We start from the raw sequence: 16,332 nt of genomic DNA on the forward strand, positions 1-16,332 counted from the left end.
GTCGACCGCATTAGAGAGGACTAGTTTGCAACAACACTCTCATCAGAAATTGGAAGTGCTAGCGCGTCAGACGCAATATAACCTGCCACTTCTTTTTGCATTTCTGTAGTTACCGCTGCACTTGATGCTGGACTTAAGCTAGAAGCATGTGCGCCGCTATTGAACTGCACAATACCGCTAATTGGGTCTGTACCAGGCCCTTGGGTAGTAGTGACTTGCTCTAGACCAATTGTCGCTGCTAACGGAAGCTGACCAGAAAGCGGTAACGCTGTGGAAACTGGAATTACCTGATCAGGTAAGTTTTCTTCGCTACCATCACCTACAACCGTCATCATGTGAACCGGTGTATTACTTCCTAGCGTTTGTGCATAGTTAGTTGGGTCACCAGCATCCATTACTGTTTGCGCGGCGAATGCAAATTCCGCAAATACTGCGTTTACTTCAGCGGCTTGCTCTGCAGTTAGATTATCTTCAAAAATAGTAACCGCCGCACTAAGCTGCTCTTCAGTTACGTCAGTTGTTTCATAAAGTTGGTTAAGCAATGCAACAAAGTCTTCTGATGCCTGTGAAAGCAACAAGCCTTTAATCAGAGGTCCGAATGAAGGGGATTCTAATAAGAATTGCGCTACGCCACCTCCTGGAGATTCAAGAGATGCTTGTCTAACAGCAAACATACCGTCAAGCGCAGCTAAATCGCCACCCATTGATGTGTTTGCTACTGCAGCAAAGTTACCACCAGTCATTGCGCCTAGCGACACACCCATAACAGACACACGTGACATATCAAACTTAACATTTTGTGCTGCGGTTGTATCTACAACTGCATTAAGTCCTAAACGCAGCCCTAGTAAATCAGATACACTTTGACGTAAGTTGTCGCGGGCAGTTGGTAAGCTAGCAAGGTTCATGTAATGCGTTGCACTTACGCTTGTAGCGTTTAAGTCATCTGTACCGTCACCATCAAGGTCGAAACCTCGACTACCGTGTAAGGGTTGGTCGATAGCTACTGACGCAATACCTGCAAGTGAGAGCGTACCTGTAATAGCAAGCATGTCTTCTTTTTGACTGGTAATACCGTGAGCCAATATAACTACTGGCCAACCAGCTTCAGGCATACTAATCGGGAAGCCTAACGCGCCCGCGATAGCTGGATCAGGAATAGTAACCTGCACATCTAGTGTTTCTGTTCCCATGTTCCCGCCTGTCGGCTGTGGATACGGGTTAAATTTGGTAATATTCCTTGCGCTATCAAGCATTTCGCCATTTATTCGAACGTCTGCAAGGCCTAGTGAAGAACACATTGCTGCATTTGGACCTGGCTCAGCACTAGCAAGTAGCTCTTGCGGTGCACCAGCTAGCACGATGCCGCTGTCACACGCCGCCTTCCAGAAATCATTTACCGGCGCTAATGGGTTTTCAGCACTTGGTACACCCAAGAAATAAGGCAATGCGATATTACCTTCATAGCGTTGTGCCGCACAAAATGGCCCTGCTTGCGCTAAAATGCCTGTTGATACGCCAACAGCAAATTCGTTCAACGCGCCCCACTGAGCCTCTAGTTGACCCGACGCTGTACCAGCAAGACCTGCACAGGTTTCGAGTAGACTAAAATCAGTTGCATCAATGGCTGCTTGTATGTTGTCTGGCAGACCTTGTTTGCCAAGTTCAACCGCGCCCGCTACAACAGTTTCGTTCACTAGGCCTAAAGCTTCCATGGCATTTGGCGCAGCAGACACATCGCTAACGGTGATCGCCGGAAGTGCAGCTGGTGCTGACGGATCGCCGCCAGCTGCAAGCTGAGCGAAGGTACCAATCATTACCTTTTTAATTGTATCAAGTGAATTTCCTACCGATTGTGTAGTAAACGCAGAGACATAGGTTAAATCTTCGCGGGCAAAGCCAGCTTGCAGAAGCGGGTTAACATAAGAATTAACCAAAGCCTGTAGGTCTAACTGAGAAGCGCTTGATAGCGGAGCGGTATTAATATCTTGTCTTACCAAATCCCAAGTTGTTGAACCCTGAACAGACTTACCTGAAGAATCTTTCAAGTCTGTTGTCATAACCAGCATGTAACCCTGACCCGGCTTAAGGGGCTTTAACGGAACAAATGTAATGGTATTGCTATCGGCGAGGCTAAGGACATAATCCACGCCAAAAGTGAGTTGATCACCTAACTTACAACCTGCCGAAGGCGTAGATACCTGCGCACAGTCTGGGTCGCTTTGATCAAGCCCTAATGTTGCTTCAAATAATAATACGCCAGATGCTAGCGTGCTTTCGTCTAACGATGCGCCTGCAGGCGTTTCAACATTGATAACAAAAGGATGCTGCGTAGACCACCCGTCCAGCACATTAAGTGCATTTTGCGGATCAGCGAAATCTGTGGGATCAGCCACTGGAATGTTCAGTGTGTAATCAAAGAAACCGTCATCGCCAGGAAGCATTAGAAGGTCATTTGGAATATTCAGATTCCCATTGGCTGGGTCAAAAAGGATCCGGGAAAATGGTGTTTGGACTTCTGTTTCGGCTTGAATGTCGGAAAGGGTTTCATCGGAGCCACCACAGCCTGCTAGACCCAGCGCAAGGGCCACACTGGAACTTAATACGAGTTTTCTCATCTCTACTCCCTACAAGCATTGTTGTTATTCTGTGTTTAAAACTTAACTCTATTAAAAGTAGCTTGGTCTACCCTGTATCTACAGGTGTAGTTGATAGTTTTAAACATGTTAGACCAGTTGTATCTTCCTCAATCTTATTGACTTTGTTTCAACTTTGCAAAGTTTTGTTAACTACTTTTGTTAACTTTTTTTACGTTTGAAGAATTTTTCATTCATTGTTTTACTTGTGGGCTAGGCTGGGTATGATCTGAGGTCATATTCTCAGTTGGGCATGAAAGCCCCACGCAAAGCGATGAAAATTAACCTTTTGAAGGAAAACGATGAACGATTACAACGCACCAGCGAATTTACTACGCGATAAAGTTATTCTTATCACCGGGGCTGGCGATGGAATTGGTGCTCAAGCTGCAAAGACATATGCTGCACACGGCGCTATTTGTATTCTATTAGGGCGCACCGTGTCGAAACTTGAAGCCGTGTATGATGATATCATCGCCGCAGGCGGTCAGGAACCTGCCATTGTTCCTTTAGACATAAAAGGTGCAACGCCTTCTCATTATCAACAGATGACACAGACCATTATTGACCAGTTTGGTCGACTAGATGGTGTCCTTCACAATGCCGGCATTCTAGGTCACCTAAGTGCATTCAAAGATATTGATGCGCAAGAGTGGCAAGACGTAATGCAGATAAACCTTAACGGCATGGTCTATATGACGCAGGCCCTTATCCCGGCATTAGAAAAAGCGGAAAATGCATCAGTTATTTTCACTACATCGAGTGTAGGAAGAAAAGGTCGCGCGTTTTGGGGGACTTATGCTGTATCGAAGTTCGCTACAGAAGGCGTAATGCAAACTCTGGCAGATGAATATCAGAATAAGACGCTGCGTTTTAACTGTATTAATCCAGGCGGCACCCGCACACATATGCGTGCACAAGCTTTTCCTGCAGAAAATCCGGATACACTTAAAACACCAGAAGATATTATGCCTATGTATCTTTACCTAATGGGTGATGAAAGTAAGGAAGTAAACGGTCAGTCTCTTGATTGCCAGCCGAAGTAATTAATTAAACATTATACTTTAATAAACAAAAACCGCTTAAGTTGGAACTTAAGCGGTTTTTTCATTTAAGCATATAGCGCGCAATCAATAATTATATTACTCGCCTATTTTCGCCCATGTGTCTCTTAGCCCTACCGTGCGGTTGAAGACGGGTTTATCGTCTGTGCTATCTTTATCTACACAGAAGTAACCAGTACGTTCAAACTGCCAGGCGCCAACGTCAGGAACACTGCTAGCGAGTCCTGCTTCTACCCAGCCTTGTTTAATTTCAAGCGAACCAGGGTTTATTGCATTGGTGAAGTCTTCTTCAGCCGCCGGATTAGGCACGTTAAACAAACGGTCATAAAGTCTAAATTCTGCTGCCTGTGCCGTTGCTGCGTCCACCCAGTGAATAACGCCTTTGACCTTACGCCCATCAGCTGGATCTTTACCCAATGTTTCTGGGTCGTAAGTACAGTAAACAGTAGTTACATTGCCGTCTTCATCTTTTTCAACGCGATTAGCTTTAACCACATAGGCGTTACGTAGACGTACTTCTTTATCTAGTACTAAGCGTTTAAACTTTTTGTTTGCCGATTCACGGAAGTCTTCTGCTTCAATATACACTTCGCGGCTAAAGCTAATGCTACGCGTACCCATGGTTTCATCATTAGGATGATTCGGTGCAGTCAGCGTTTCTGTCTGCCCTTCATCGTAATTTTCAATAACAAGCTTAATTGGGTCTAATACCGCCATCGCACGCGGTGCATTAGCATTTAAGTCATCGCGAATACAAGCTTCCAACATAGACATTTCAACCATGTTGTCCATCTTGGTCACGCCAATTCGCTTACAGAACTCAACCACAGAGCCTGGTGTATAACCACGACGGCGTAAGCCCGCTATAGTAGGCATACGGGGGTCATCCCACCCGCTCACATGGTTTTCATCGACTAGTTGAATAAGACGGCGTTTGCTTAATACCGTGTACTCAAGGTTAAGACGGGAAAACTCATACTGACGAGGCGTACAGTCAATTGAGATATTTTCGATAACCCAATCGTAAAGGCGACGATTGTCTTGGAATTCTAATGTACATAATGAATGCGTGATCCCCTCAATAGCATCCGAGATGCAGTGAGTAAAATCATACATTGGATAAACACACCATTTATCACCGGTTTGGTGATGGTGTGCATGTTTGACTCGGTAAATTACCGGATCGCGCATACACATGAACGGCGACGACATGTCGATTTTGGCGCGCAAACTACATTCGCCTTCTTTGTAATCGCCTGCCGTCATCTTGGCAAACTCACGAAGGTTAGTTTCGACGTCTGTGTCGCGATAAGGGCTATTTTGACCTGGCTCTTTAAGCGTACCACGCATCTCGCGCATGACTTCTTGCGCAGAAAAATCGACGTATGCTAAACCTTTTTCGATAAGCTCAACCGCATATGCATGTAATTGATCAAAATAATTCGATGAATAACGCGCTTCGCCATCCCACGTAAATCCAAGCCACTGAACGTCTTCTTTTATAGAATTAACGAACGTAATGTCCTCTTTTGCAGGGTTAGTATCGTCGAAACGCAAATTGCACGACCCTGTGTAGTCTTGTGCAATACCAAAATTCAAGCAAATAGACTTGGCATGACCAATATGTAAGAAGCCATTCGGCTCTGGTGGAAACCGAGTTTTAATAGCGTCGTGTAGACCACTAGCCAGGTCTTTATCAATAATCTGACGGATAAAATTGGTCGGACGGTGTTCAGTCTCGGCCATTCGCTTGTTCCCCTTATGCACGTAATATTTCAAAATCTCGCTGAGTATAACACTCTCGCAATTACTTCAACCATGTTTTATTCAAAGAAGCCTAACAAGTGATTGATTTAAGAGCGATCCACACAAAGAGTGCACTATAAAAACTACAACAAAACCCTCTGAAATGTACTTGATGAGCAATGCTTCATTAATTTTGATTAGCATTTAGGCGCATATATAGCAAAAAGCACGCGCTATTCGAAAAATATGGTAATCTAATTTAGCGACAAAATTGTCGTAGCAGCAAAACATGGTGTTTATGAAAGAAAAAGCAACCTCTTTTGATATTGCCCACTTGGCAGGGGTTTCTCAATCAACGGTTTCGCGAGCGCTAAATAACAGCCCGCTGGTTAACCAAGAAACTCGCGACCGCGTTCAGCGTATTGCCCGGGAACTTAATTACAAGGTAGATAAGAACGCCAGTAATTTAAGAAAACAAAAGAGCAGCACAATTGCCCTACTCTTGTTTGAAGACCCAACGTCTGACGACTCGATGATTAACCCTTTCTTTTTAGCAATGCTTGGTAGTATTACTCGCGCTTGTGCGCAAGCAAACTACGATCTTCTTGTATCGTTTCAGAACTTAGAAGACGACTGGCATGCGGAGTACGAAGATTCAAACAAGGCTGACGGTATTATATTGTTGGGCTACGGTGACTACACTGACTATCAGAACAAAGTTGCTCAGCTTGAATCGCAAGGTACGCATTTTGTTCGCTGGGGTGCACCTGATGAAGCGCATCCGGGTGTAAGTATCGGGTGTGATAATTATCAAGGTGGTCAAAGCATTACCTCACACCTCATCGAACTGGGTAAAACATCGTTTGCCTTTATTGGCGATAATGGCGAGCACGCACCGGAATTTAAAGCACGCTTTGACGGGTATTTTAAAACATTACAATCTCATGGCTTAGCGCAATCAAGTGTTCAGCGAAACGCCATTTCTACCGAAGATGCTGGCTCAGAAGCAGTGAGATCATTGCTGCAAGCAGGCGAACTACCCGAAGCTATCGTTTGTGCATCCGACCTTATTGCTATGGGGGTTTTACGTGCGCTGCGCCAAGCGAAAGTGAATGTTCCAGACGATGTTGCTGTGGTGGGTTATGACAATATTGCGGTGTCTGCTTACACGACACCTTCGCTTACCACAGTACAGCAAAACACGAAGCTTGCCGGTGAGCTATTGGTAAATACCCTATTGAAAGCGATAAACAATGAAGAGGTAGAGGATTACTTAATGCCAGCCGACATTATTGTACGTCAATCTTGTGGCAGCGAATAAACGACTTAAGCTTGTGCTTTATCTGAATAGCTAACTAATCAAATAAAAAGCCCCGAACGTTTAACGGTTGGGGCTTTTTTTTGACTTTCTATTAATTGTGCTTTGAGTGCTTTATTGACGGGCCAGCTGATGTTTTATTTGAGAGAGCAACGCTGGGTTGGTAGGTTTGCCCTCGCGAACCCAAACTTGAACGCCATTAGCCTTAACCGTAGCGGTTAACGCAGTGCCGTTCACGACATTTTGGGTTTGCCCAGACAATTGTTCTATCCAATTGCCTGACTGCATGAAGTTACTTACCTCATACGACTGGGGTTCATCACCCTTGTTTAGTAACACAAGCGCTGTTTGCTGCGCATCTTTAGTGTCGACAACGCGATAGAATGCGGCACGATGACCGCTAAGCTCTAGATTAACCTGCACACCGCGCTGCAAGGCGATAGTATTTTTACGCACATTGGCGATTTTCGTTAGCGCCTGTTGTATAGGATGACTCTTAGCCTGATTGATGCGTTCCTGACCAAGGTAATTACGATTACCGGCATGTTCAGCCGTACCGCGCATGAAACCTATCTCAGAGCCCATGTAAACAACCGGTATACCACGAACAGTAAACAGCCAGTTGTGCGCATTAATAAACCCTTTATCTGTTGCGTTAATGCGCGCCATATCATGGTTGTCATAAAACGTGGTTAGTTCATAGGGGTTATTATAAGGGCCGTGAGTAAGATGAAGTGCCTTTTCTAAGTCTGCAAAATCGCTTTTAAGCGGCTTTTCAAACACGCTTACCATGGCTTTTTGCATAGGAAAGTCTAGAACGCTTACGCCGCCATTTTTAGGCAACGTATGCTGCGCAATATTGTTAGCTTCGTAGTCGAACGCTTCGCCAAACATAAAAAAGTCTGGGTTTTGTTTGCGAATACGGTCAGACGCTTCACGCCAAAATGAATGCGGTACGTGCCTTATGGTATCTATTCTAAATGCATCAGCGCCTTGCGATATCCAATAAAGATAACTGTTAATTAAGTAATCCCGAACTGCTGGATTCTCGTCATCCAGATTTGAAAGCTTGACTAAATCTGGATAGTTATGAAAAAAGCTATGCAGCGGGTTGTTTTTAGGATCTAACTCTTCAGGTGCTAGGTTTTGATGGTCAGCAACTAAGTTTCCATCTTTATCGTAAAGCTCACCATAACCTGGCAAGTCTTCTTTCATCGTGAAGCTTGGTGTGCCGTGATTGGCAACGATATCAAACACTGACTTAAGGCCGTGTTCGCGCATCTTCGCGGTATAGTCACTTACGCTCAAATCGTCACTAACGAGATGCTCATCAGCTTTATAAAAGTTTGTCGCCCAATAACCGTGATAGCCAGTTTTTCCGCCATCTTTGAATGCACCGCCATATGTAATAGGCTCGTCGCCGTTAAACGCATAGTCAGGGTTATCATGAACAGGCGTCAACCATACGGCAGTGAAGCCCATATCTTTGATGTAATCAGCGTTATTTAAGATACCTTGTAAATCACCGCCCATGTAACCCACATAGGCTTTTTCACCATCGGGACCTTCAAGCGGTAGTTGCCAAGTGGGATGTTTTCCGCCTTGGTCTTCGTGGTTATTCGAAGCGTCGCCGTCGACAAAGCGATCAGTTACCACAAAGTAAACTGCCTCGCTTGCAAATGGCGTACTGGTACCTAGAATAGCCTGAGCGGTATGCTTTTCACTATTGTCTAAGGACGATGTAGCCGTGCTAGTGCAAGCAGAGCAGAATAAACCGGCTAACGTTAATGCAATTGCTGAACGTTTGAATAACATATTAAGCTCCCTGGTCCGCTTCAAGTTCTTGTTTATCCGTCTCTTTAACGAAAAAGACAGACACTGCGCCAATCAGCATAGAAACACCGGCCACGACAATTATGTACTTGGCATCGTTGTTAAATACACTGCTTAAGATCCAACCGGCAGTTAAACCTGAAACAATTTGCGGTGCAGCCACGGTGAAGTTGAATATCCCCATGTAAACACCCGTCTTGTTCGCGGGTAGTGCGCCGGCTAACATGGCGTATGGCATAGCAAGAATTGCCGCCCACGCAATACCTACCCCTATCATTGGGATAAGTAGTTTCACTGCGCCTAACGGCACAGTTACTTCAGTAATAAGCAGGTTAACGTCCACCATAGTAAGGTCTTGGAATAGTAGGAAACTTACATAGCTAAGGCCACCTAGCGCTAAAGACGAAGCGTATACAGTCTTGCGACCGAATTTATCAGCCAGCTTTGCTAAGAAAATGGAAAAAATAGCAGCGAACACAGAATATGCCGCGAAAAGTATACCTACCCAGTCACCAGCAGCACCTTTTGCCATAACAATAGTTTCTGGCACCATAGGCGCAGCGGCGATATAAGCGGGGTCAAACCATTGCTTATCTACGTTCCAAATATGTTGAGTAATCGCCGGTGTGGTGTAAACCCACATAATAAAAAGCGCAAACCAGGAGAAAAACTGAACAACAGCCAGTTGTTTCATGGTGGTTGGCATGTCTTTTACTAAAACGAAAAACTCACCTAAGCGCTGGCCAAGCGGTGCTTTAGCCTTACTTTCACTTGCAGGGGCTTCTTCGGTAAGGCCCTTGTAACGATTGTATTCGTCTGGCGCATACTCTTTCGTGCGTATAACGGTCCAAATAACCGTACCTAGTAGTACAGTCGCACCTATGTAGAATGCCCACATTACAGAAGGCGCAACCTCCCCCATTTGAGCGGTATTTTCTAGGCCTACCACATTAGTTAGAATGAATGGCAGTATAGAGCCAATTACCGCGCCAATATTGATAAGAAGCGACTGTATTGAATAACCTACGTTGCGCTGTGACGCTGGTACCATATCAGATACCAAAGAGCGGAACGGTTGGAAACACACATTAAACGATGCATCCATCAGTGCAACCATTAAAGCGCCCATAACCATAGGCGCTAAGAAGGCAACGAAGATCGGCGCATTGGGTAATAAGATCATACCTACCACCGCGGCTATCGCCCCAGCAAGTATAAACGGCCGGCGGCGGCCCAATCGATTCCACGTTCTATCTGATGCCGAGCCAACAATAGGCTGCACTATCAAGCCCATAATGGGCGCTACAAGCCAAAATAGCGATAGTGAATGAAGATCTGCACCTAGGTCAGATAGTATTCGACTAACGTTCGCGTTTTGCAGTGCAAAACCAAATTGAACACCCAGAAAGCCAAAACTGACATTCCATATTTGCCAAAAAGAAAGGCGTGGTTGAGTTGATTGCATATTTTGCTCTATTTATTGTTTTAATTTAATTGATACGGTTATTGCACAATAAACACATTAGCCGACATAGCAGGAAGGCTTATGGTTTCAGAGGCGTTAAATGTTTGACCGTCACTCACGCGCGTTATTGATACATCCGTACCCAATACCTCTGCGTACTTTGCTAAAGATACATCTACCGTTTTTTTGTTAAGGATAACCATAAGCTTCTGTGCTGAATCCTCGGCTACACGAAAATACGTGTAAACACCGTCCACGGGCGCATAATGTTTAAGCTCACCTTTGAATAGATGAGGATGAGATTGACGTAGCGCTAATAGCGTTTTTATACGCTCTTGAGCCCACTGCTCGTCATCAGAAAGGCCTTTGCCGCTAAACGCATTTTTTTCGCTATCCGATGGCCACCCGCCAGGAAAATCTGACCGGATAATACCGTGATCTTCTGTCCCTTCATTACCCATCAAAATCTCAGTTCCATAGAATACTTGAGGTATACCGCGCGTTGTTAAAAACAACGTCATTGCCATATTCCACTTGGACTTGTCGTTGTTTAATTGGGTGAAAATTCTGCTCATGTCGTGATTATCCGGAAAGATAACCAGATTATTTGGATCACCATACAAGAAATCGGTAGCTAATGTCTCATAAACTGAAATAAAACCAGAATTCCAGCTTTCATCGCTATTAAGCGCTTTAACAACGGCAGCCTGAAGAGGAAAGTCCATTACAGATGGCAAAGCACTGTCGTAATCGTCGTGGCGTTTGCTACCTGCTTGCCAATAAGCCGTAATCGCAGGGTTTACCGACCACTCTTCCCCAACAATATTGAAGTTAGGATATTCCTTCATGATACGGTTGGTCCACTGACTTAAGAACCCTTTATCAGGATATGAATAAGTGTCTACTCGTATGCCACTCAGATTTGCTGTTTCCACCCACCAAATAGCATTTTGAATCAAATAATTTGCCAAATGTGGGTTGCGCTGGTTCAGGTCAGGCATGGTTGGTACAAACCAACCGTCACTAAACCCTTTGATATCGCTCGCTATGGCATGAGGGTCGTGAAGCGATTCACGCTTATGGGTAGTACCGACAAACTGTCCATTATTGTTTATCCAATCATAAGACGGCGTATCCTTCATCCATACATGCTCGCTACCGATATGATTAAGTACCATATCCATGATTACGCCGATACCGTTTTCGTTGGCTTTTTTACTCAGCTTTACAAAAGCGTCATTAGAGCCAAAACGCGGGTCTATAGTGTAATAGTCGGTGGTTGAATAGCCATGGTAACTGTACTTTTCCATTGCATTTTCAAGCATCGGCATGGTCCATATTTGGGTGAACCCCATCTCTTTTATATAGTCGATGTTGTTAACAATGCCCTGAATATCCCCGCCATGACGTCCGCCTTTAAAGGCCCTATCTACTTTATCTTGATACCCATCAATGTTGTCATTTTCCACGCTGCCATTAGCGAATCGGTCAGGGGCAATTAGGTAAATGGCGTCTTCAGGTCCAAAGCCTTCTCTCGACGACGAACCTCTAGCACGTTTTTTCAATGAATAGTGAATGTCCCGTGAACTACCGTCTTCGTCTTTCAACGTCAGTACCAATTCTTGCGGGTTCGCCTCAGCAAGATCTAACGTTACAAAAAGATAGTTTTCACTATCAAGTGCCCTGCTTTGCTTTATTTGGACACTGCCTTTTGAAACGGAAACTTTGTCATCGGCCACGTCTTTGCCAGAAATCATCAGTTCTACTTCATCATGTTGCATACCTGCCCACCAGTTGGGCGGGTAAACGTCTAGGTTATTTTCTTGTGAAGAAAAAGCAGAAAATGCAGGAAATAAAGTAGCAAGGCTCACAACGAGTGAGAGCGAGACACTGCGTGATGGGGAAATAGCATTAGTTACGCGGTTGCGATTAAACATATAGACACCGATGTTAAAAATACGTTAAGTGCAAAATATTACCGAGATACTACATTGCATAGCCTGACTGACCAATGCTCTGCATACGTATTCACGAGATACCATGCCAATACACATGGTCTCTCGTTTAAATAAAATCTCTAGTATTCGATTTCGTTGATAGCTTTACACACTATCTAGAAGGCAAATGCTTTCGTCTCTAGCCCATCAAGTGATAACGAGGCTCTGTAGTTCACATCATCTTTTTCTAAGCTAATGCCGCCATGAGAAAGAAGTGGCTCAAGGCTAATCGTTTTGTTAGTTGCACCTAATACACTCGCTGGTACTGTAAATTCTATTTCCCCTACTGGTGCATCACTAAAGTTTGCGATAACGACAAAACCATGATCATCTTGTACGCGAGCAAATGTAAATTGCTGCTCTGAATACGCTGTATTTTCGACGCCAAGATTGAGCGCGTGTAGGCTTTGGTACTCACCCACGATGGCCGGGTTAGTAGCGGCGATAGACATAACGCGTTTGTAAAAATTATGCAGTTCTTTTTCTTCCTTGGTGGATTGACCACCATCAAATTTTCCATCATTCATAAACCGCTGATGAGCAGGAACGCCAACGTAATCGAAAATAGACGTACGCGTTGGGTTGCCAAAGCCTGTCTCTTCGCTGCCGTCTTCGCCCACATCTTGTCCAAAATATAGCAGCGTTGGAGAACTGCTTATAAGCGCACTTACCGCAAGCGCTGGCTTGCCTTTTTCAGCGCTACCAGTAAAATCGGGGCTAGCAATGCGCTGCTCATCATGGTTCTCTAAAAAGTGCAGCATGTGTGGTGCGATATCGCTAACTTCTTTGTGGACAGCGACCAGGTCACTAACCTTACTCTTTCCCTGCATAATCGCTTTTAGCGTATCGTAAAAGCCTACTTTGTCGTATAGATAGTCCATCTTGCCTTTATGCAGGTAATCGCGATATTTGTCAGGCTGGTAAACTTCTGCTAGCAAGAATGCATCAGGTGCTTTTTGCTTAATGCTGCTGTTGAGAAAAGACCAGAACTCTACTGGCACCATTTCAGCCATATCAAAACGGAATCCATCGACACCTTTGTCTATCCAATAATGGGCAATGTCTCTGAATTTGTACCACGAGTCTGGAAGATCTTTTCCTTGCCAAAACGCGGCGTGCTCTTCGATAGATTTTTGATTGTACTCGTTAGGTAGCATAGGAAAATCATAAGTGCCGTCTGGCTTCACGCCATAGTTCACCTTTACCGTTTCATACCAGTCGTTAATATCTGGCTGCGCTGCCCTTGCACCGTTTCCTGTCCACTTTGCAGGAAACTCATCGAACTTACCGTCTGACAATGGGTGGGGTTCGCCGCCTAGAGGCTGGTAGCTGTCAGCAGTGGGTACTTGAAATGCTTCACCCACAACATAATAAAAGTTGTTGTCGCGAGCATACTCCACAGACGTGTCATCGTTTGCGCCAAAATCGACTGTACCTTCTGGCGCAGAAAGCGAATGGTAATCACGGGCTACGTGATTGGGAACAATGTCGATGATAACTTTCATACCCGCAGCATGAGTTCTTTCAATCAGAGCTTCGAATTCTTCTAAGCGCTTTTGTGGGTTGTCAGCTAGGTCGGGGTTAACATTATAGTAATCTTTAACGGCGTATGGTGAACCAGCGCGGCCTTTCACTACATCTGGGTCGTCATTTGAAATTCCGAAGTCGGTATAATCATTGATTACCGCATGATGTGGCACACCGGTATACCAAATATGACTGGTGCCTAAAGACTTGATGGCTTCAAGGGCTTTAGGGGTAAAGTCGCTGAATTTGCCTACGCCATTTTGCTCAACCGTACCCCAAGGCTGGTTACTAGAATTAGTATTTCCAAATAGTCGAGTAAACACTTGGTAGACGACTGGTTTCCCTTGCCTTTCACCGTTTTCAGAATGCGTTGACATATCACCTTGTTGATTTGATGCTGAATGCCTACTTCCTTTGCCTTCGACTGTTTGATTATTTACTGATGGCGACGGACCAGTACACGCCATCAAACCGATCGACAGCATAGCAACAGATAAAGGCTTAAGAGAAAAAACCGACTTGTGATTAAGCATAGTATTCGTGACAAAAATGTAAATGATGCCAACAGGATACGCGTTAAATGTATGTTAAAAAACATGCATACGTATTCAGAAATGAAAAAGCCGTCCAAGAGGACGGCTGATATATAAAGCTGTAAAGAAGATTTCCTAAGCTGCTTGCGCTACACGCAATGGTTTTTGTATAGGACGAGCGGTATGTGTTGGTGTGTTATTAATCACTGGTAACGCGCTACGAAGTTCATTGTGAATTTGTTTATGAAATCCTTGAAGCGGCTTAGCTAAGTCCTCTAGTAATACTTGCGGCGATAGCCTGTAAGGAACTCGCTTGCCGTTAAACTCTACGGCTTCGCCAACTGGATTAAAATGAATACCAAATGCTTTCATTCTTCGTGCTAATTTTGGCTCCATCAAAACGTAAGCATGTTTAACATTGAGTTGTTGGCAAATACTGGTTGCCATTAAATACAGCGCAATGGAAAGATATGGAAAGTGCTCTACGTTAAATGGCGTACTCTTCTTTTGTTTTATCTTTTCAAGTTTTTGGGCAGGCAGGATTTTAGAGCGCATCTGGCGAACTCTGAACTCTCTTGGAATTGCCAATCGTGATATTTCGCAAATGCTTGTAGGATCACAGCTAGAGGGAAGCAATGCACCATCTTCAAAGGCGCCTGCGCACTTTTCTTCTAACGGCAGCGATAACCCTGCTTCGGTTGGCAAGACTAAGCGAATTGTACCTGCGCATTCGCCTGTTGGGCGATGTTTTATATAACAGTTAATTGCGCGATCATCATATTTATCTTTCTCAATAGCAGCAGCGTTTTTTTGCTCGAATTTCATTTCCTCGCAATAGACTTTATGGCGGGTTTTGTAGCTAACTTGTTTTTCATTTTCTTCGTTCGCTACAACGAGTTCATAACGGCTAAAAAAGAAATTGGAAATACTTTCTTCAAGTGACAATCGGCGTGGAAATGCTTTAAGCAGTTGTCGAGGTAACTGGTTTAACTTATTAGTTACAGCACTATTTAGCGCACGAGCAGCGCTCATTGTTGTTGTTTTCAACGCAAAAGTCCCCTAATTTTATGTTAATTATTAGGCTTGTGGGTAACTTCCTGTTCGCAGCAGTAGCCTTTGGTATATTGTTTTAAATTAATATTTGAAATGCTATTTTATCTTTGTCTTATTATTGGTATCTCGGCTTTGTCTGATAAGCGCATCCCCACTTACAAAATCAGACTTAGATAGGCGGTCGTACAGTAAAACATTAGCTGTTGCCGCCAAATTCATACATGAATACGTGGGTACATAAACGACATGGTCGCACCACGACAGAGTGTCTTCGCCTACACTTCCATCTTCAGGACCTAAGATATAAAAGGCATTTTCCGGGTGTTCGAACCTTGGTAAAGGCTCTGCACCCTCAACAAGCTCAACCGCAACTACAGACGCCCCTTCTGGGACAACATCCCGTAAATTATCAACGCCAACCGTTGGAATAACCTTGTGAAACGCTTTCGTATCTGCATTAAAGTCTTTAGCGAAACGGTAACGCTGCCCCGTATAAAATACACTAGCGACACCGTAGCACCCCGCAGCACGCAAAATAGAAGCTACATTGACGGGATTTTTTGGGTTAACTAGCCCAATCGAAATTTTTTGTTTTGCTATTTGCACTTTTTATTAGCTTTTTATTATTTGAGTTTGATACTGCCACGACTTAGAAGAAGCTACTACGCGTAACCACGAAAATTAGCCATAAGTATAAGAACGAATACATAAAGTCTACAGCGACCTCATCGTAATCGATGCGTTGTTGCAGGTAGCCAGTTTTTCGTTAACGCCTTAGCTTAACCCTACAAGTCAGGCCATTTAGATGCGCTACATGCCATTTTCTCTTCTACAACTATACGCTTTTCTTATTCTACTAAGCGTTTCACGAGTCTGTAATTAACGTATTAAAGAAAATAACTAATCTCGTTCAGGGTACAGCAAATTGCAGACCAACAGTGTGAAAATTTTGCAAGTTTGGTGCAAAGTTTACATTTTTAACTACAAAGAGAAGGTAAACACGCTTTTAATCAGTTACTTATGATTAGGTTTAGGGGTTAGGCGCGTTTACTTTGTTGTGGGAGTTAGTAGCTAGATTGCCAGATCAGTTGTCTAATTAGGGCCAGGAACTGATAAGAAGTAGAGGTGATAAATAAAGTACAAACGATAGGCCCGATCGT

10 protein-coding genes are annotated in these 16,332 nt (G+C 44.2%); 2 read left to right on the plus strand and 8 right to left on the minus strand.

Annotation, left to right across the window (positions count from 1 at the left end; translation table 11 throughout):
* Nucleotides 1-20 precede the first annotated feature (20 nt).
* Complete coding sequence (locus ACXACS_RS11965) at nucleotides 21-2,618, minus strand: VolA/Pla-1 family phospholipase (RefSeq protein WP_474806827.1); 2,598 nt, start codon at nucleotides 2,616-2,618, stop codon at nucleotides 21-23.
* A 320-nt stretch (nucleotides 2,619-2,938) separates the two neighbouring features.
* Between ACXACS_RS11965 and ACXACS_RS11970 the strand changes: the two genes are divergently transcribed.
* Nucleotides 2,939-3,682 (plus strand): YciK family oxidoreductase, encoded by a 744-nt coding sequence (locus ACXACS_RS11970; protein WP_474806829.1) that lies wholly within the window; start codon nucleotides 2,939-2,941, stop codon nucleotides 3,680-3,682.
* Nucleotides 3,683-3,778: 96 nt separating this feature from the next.
* Here the strand turns inward: ACXACS_RS11970 and glnS are convergent, their stop codons facing one another.
* Nucleotides 3,779-5,446 (minus strand): glutamine--tRNA ligase, encoded by a 1,668-nt coding sequence (glnS, locus tag ACXACS_RS11975; protein ID WP_474806831.1) that lies wholly within the window; start codon nucleotides 5,444-5,446, stop codon nucleotides 3,779-3,781.
* Nucleotides 5,447-5,744: 298 nt separating this feature from the next.
* Here glnS and ACXACS_RS11980 point away from each other — a divergent pair, with 298 nt between their 5' ends.
* Nucleotides 5,745-6,767, plus strand: a complete 1,023-nt coding sequence (locus ACXACS_RS11980; protein WP_474806833.1) for a LacI family DNA-binding transcriptional regulator — start codon at nucleotides 5,745-5,747, stop codon at nucleotides 6,765-6,767.
* A 111-nt stretch (nucleotides 6,768-6,878) separates the two neighbouring features.
* On the opposite strand, the gene ACXACS_RS11985 is transcribed toward ACXACS_RS11980, so the two are convergent.
* The 6 genes from ACXACS_RS11985 to ACXACS_RS12010 all read right to left on the minus strand — a co-directional run bounded on the left by ACXACS_RS11985 (nucleotide 6,879) and on the right by ACXACS_RS12010 (nucleotide 15,778).
* Nucleotides 6,879-8,579 carry an alpha-amylase family glycosyl hydrolase gene (locus tag ACXACS_RS11985; RefSeq protein WP_474806835.1) on the minus strand — a complete coding sequence of 567 codons (1,701 nt, stop codon included), beginning with the start codon at nucleotides 8,577-8,579 and terminating at the stop codon, nucleotides 6,879-6,881.
* Between the two features lies 1 nt (nucleotide 8,580).
* Nucleotides 8,581-10,062 carry an MFS transporter gene (locus ACXACS_RS11990; protein ID WP_474806837.1) on the minus strand — a complete coding sequence of 494 codons (1,482 nt, stop codon included), beginning with the start codon at nucleotides 10,060-10,062 and terminating at the stop codon, nucleotides 8,581-8,583.
* Between the two features lie 38 nt (nucleotides 10,063-10,100).
* Nucleotides 10,101-11,999 (minus strand): glycoside hydrolase family 13 protein, encoded by a 1,899-nt coding sequence (locus ACXACS_RS11995; protein ID WP_474806839.1) that lies wholly within the window; start codon nucleotides 11,997-11,999, stop codon nucleotides 10,101-10,103.
* A gap of 176 nt (nucleotides 12,000-12,175) precedes the next feature.
* A complete protein-coding gene (locus ACXACS_RS12000) occupies nucleotides 12,176-14,119 on the minus strand; it encodes an alpha-amylase family protein (protein WP_474806841.1) in 1,944 nt (647 codons plus the stop codon).
* 135 nt (nucleotides 14,120-14,254) lie between these two features.
* The gene (locus tag ACXACS_RS12005) at nucleotides 14,255-15,166 is read right to left on the minus strand and encodes a PEP-CTERM/exosortase system-associated acyltransferase (protein ID WP_474806843.1); all 912 of its coding nucleotides are present in this window, start codon (nucleotides 15,164-15,166) and stop codon (nucleotides 14,255-14,257) included.
* A 102-nt stretch (nucleotides 15,167-15,268) separates the two neighbouring features.
* Nucleotides 15,269-15,778, minus strand: a complete 510-nt coding sequence (locus tag ACXACS_RS12010) for an RNA methyltransferase (RefSeq protein ID WP_474806845.1) — start codon at nucleotides 15,776-15,778, stop codon at nucleotides 15,269-15,271.
* Nucleotides 15,779-16,332 lie beyond the last annotated feature (554 nt).

This window comes from Alteromonas sp. AWM4_230, from assembly GCF_056158305.1.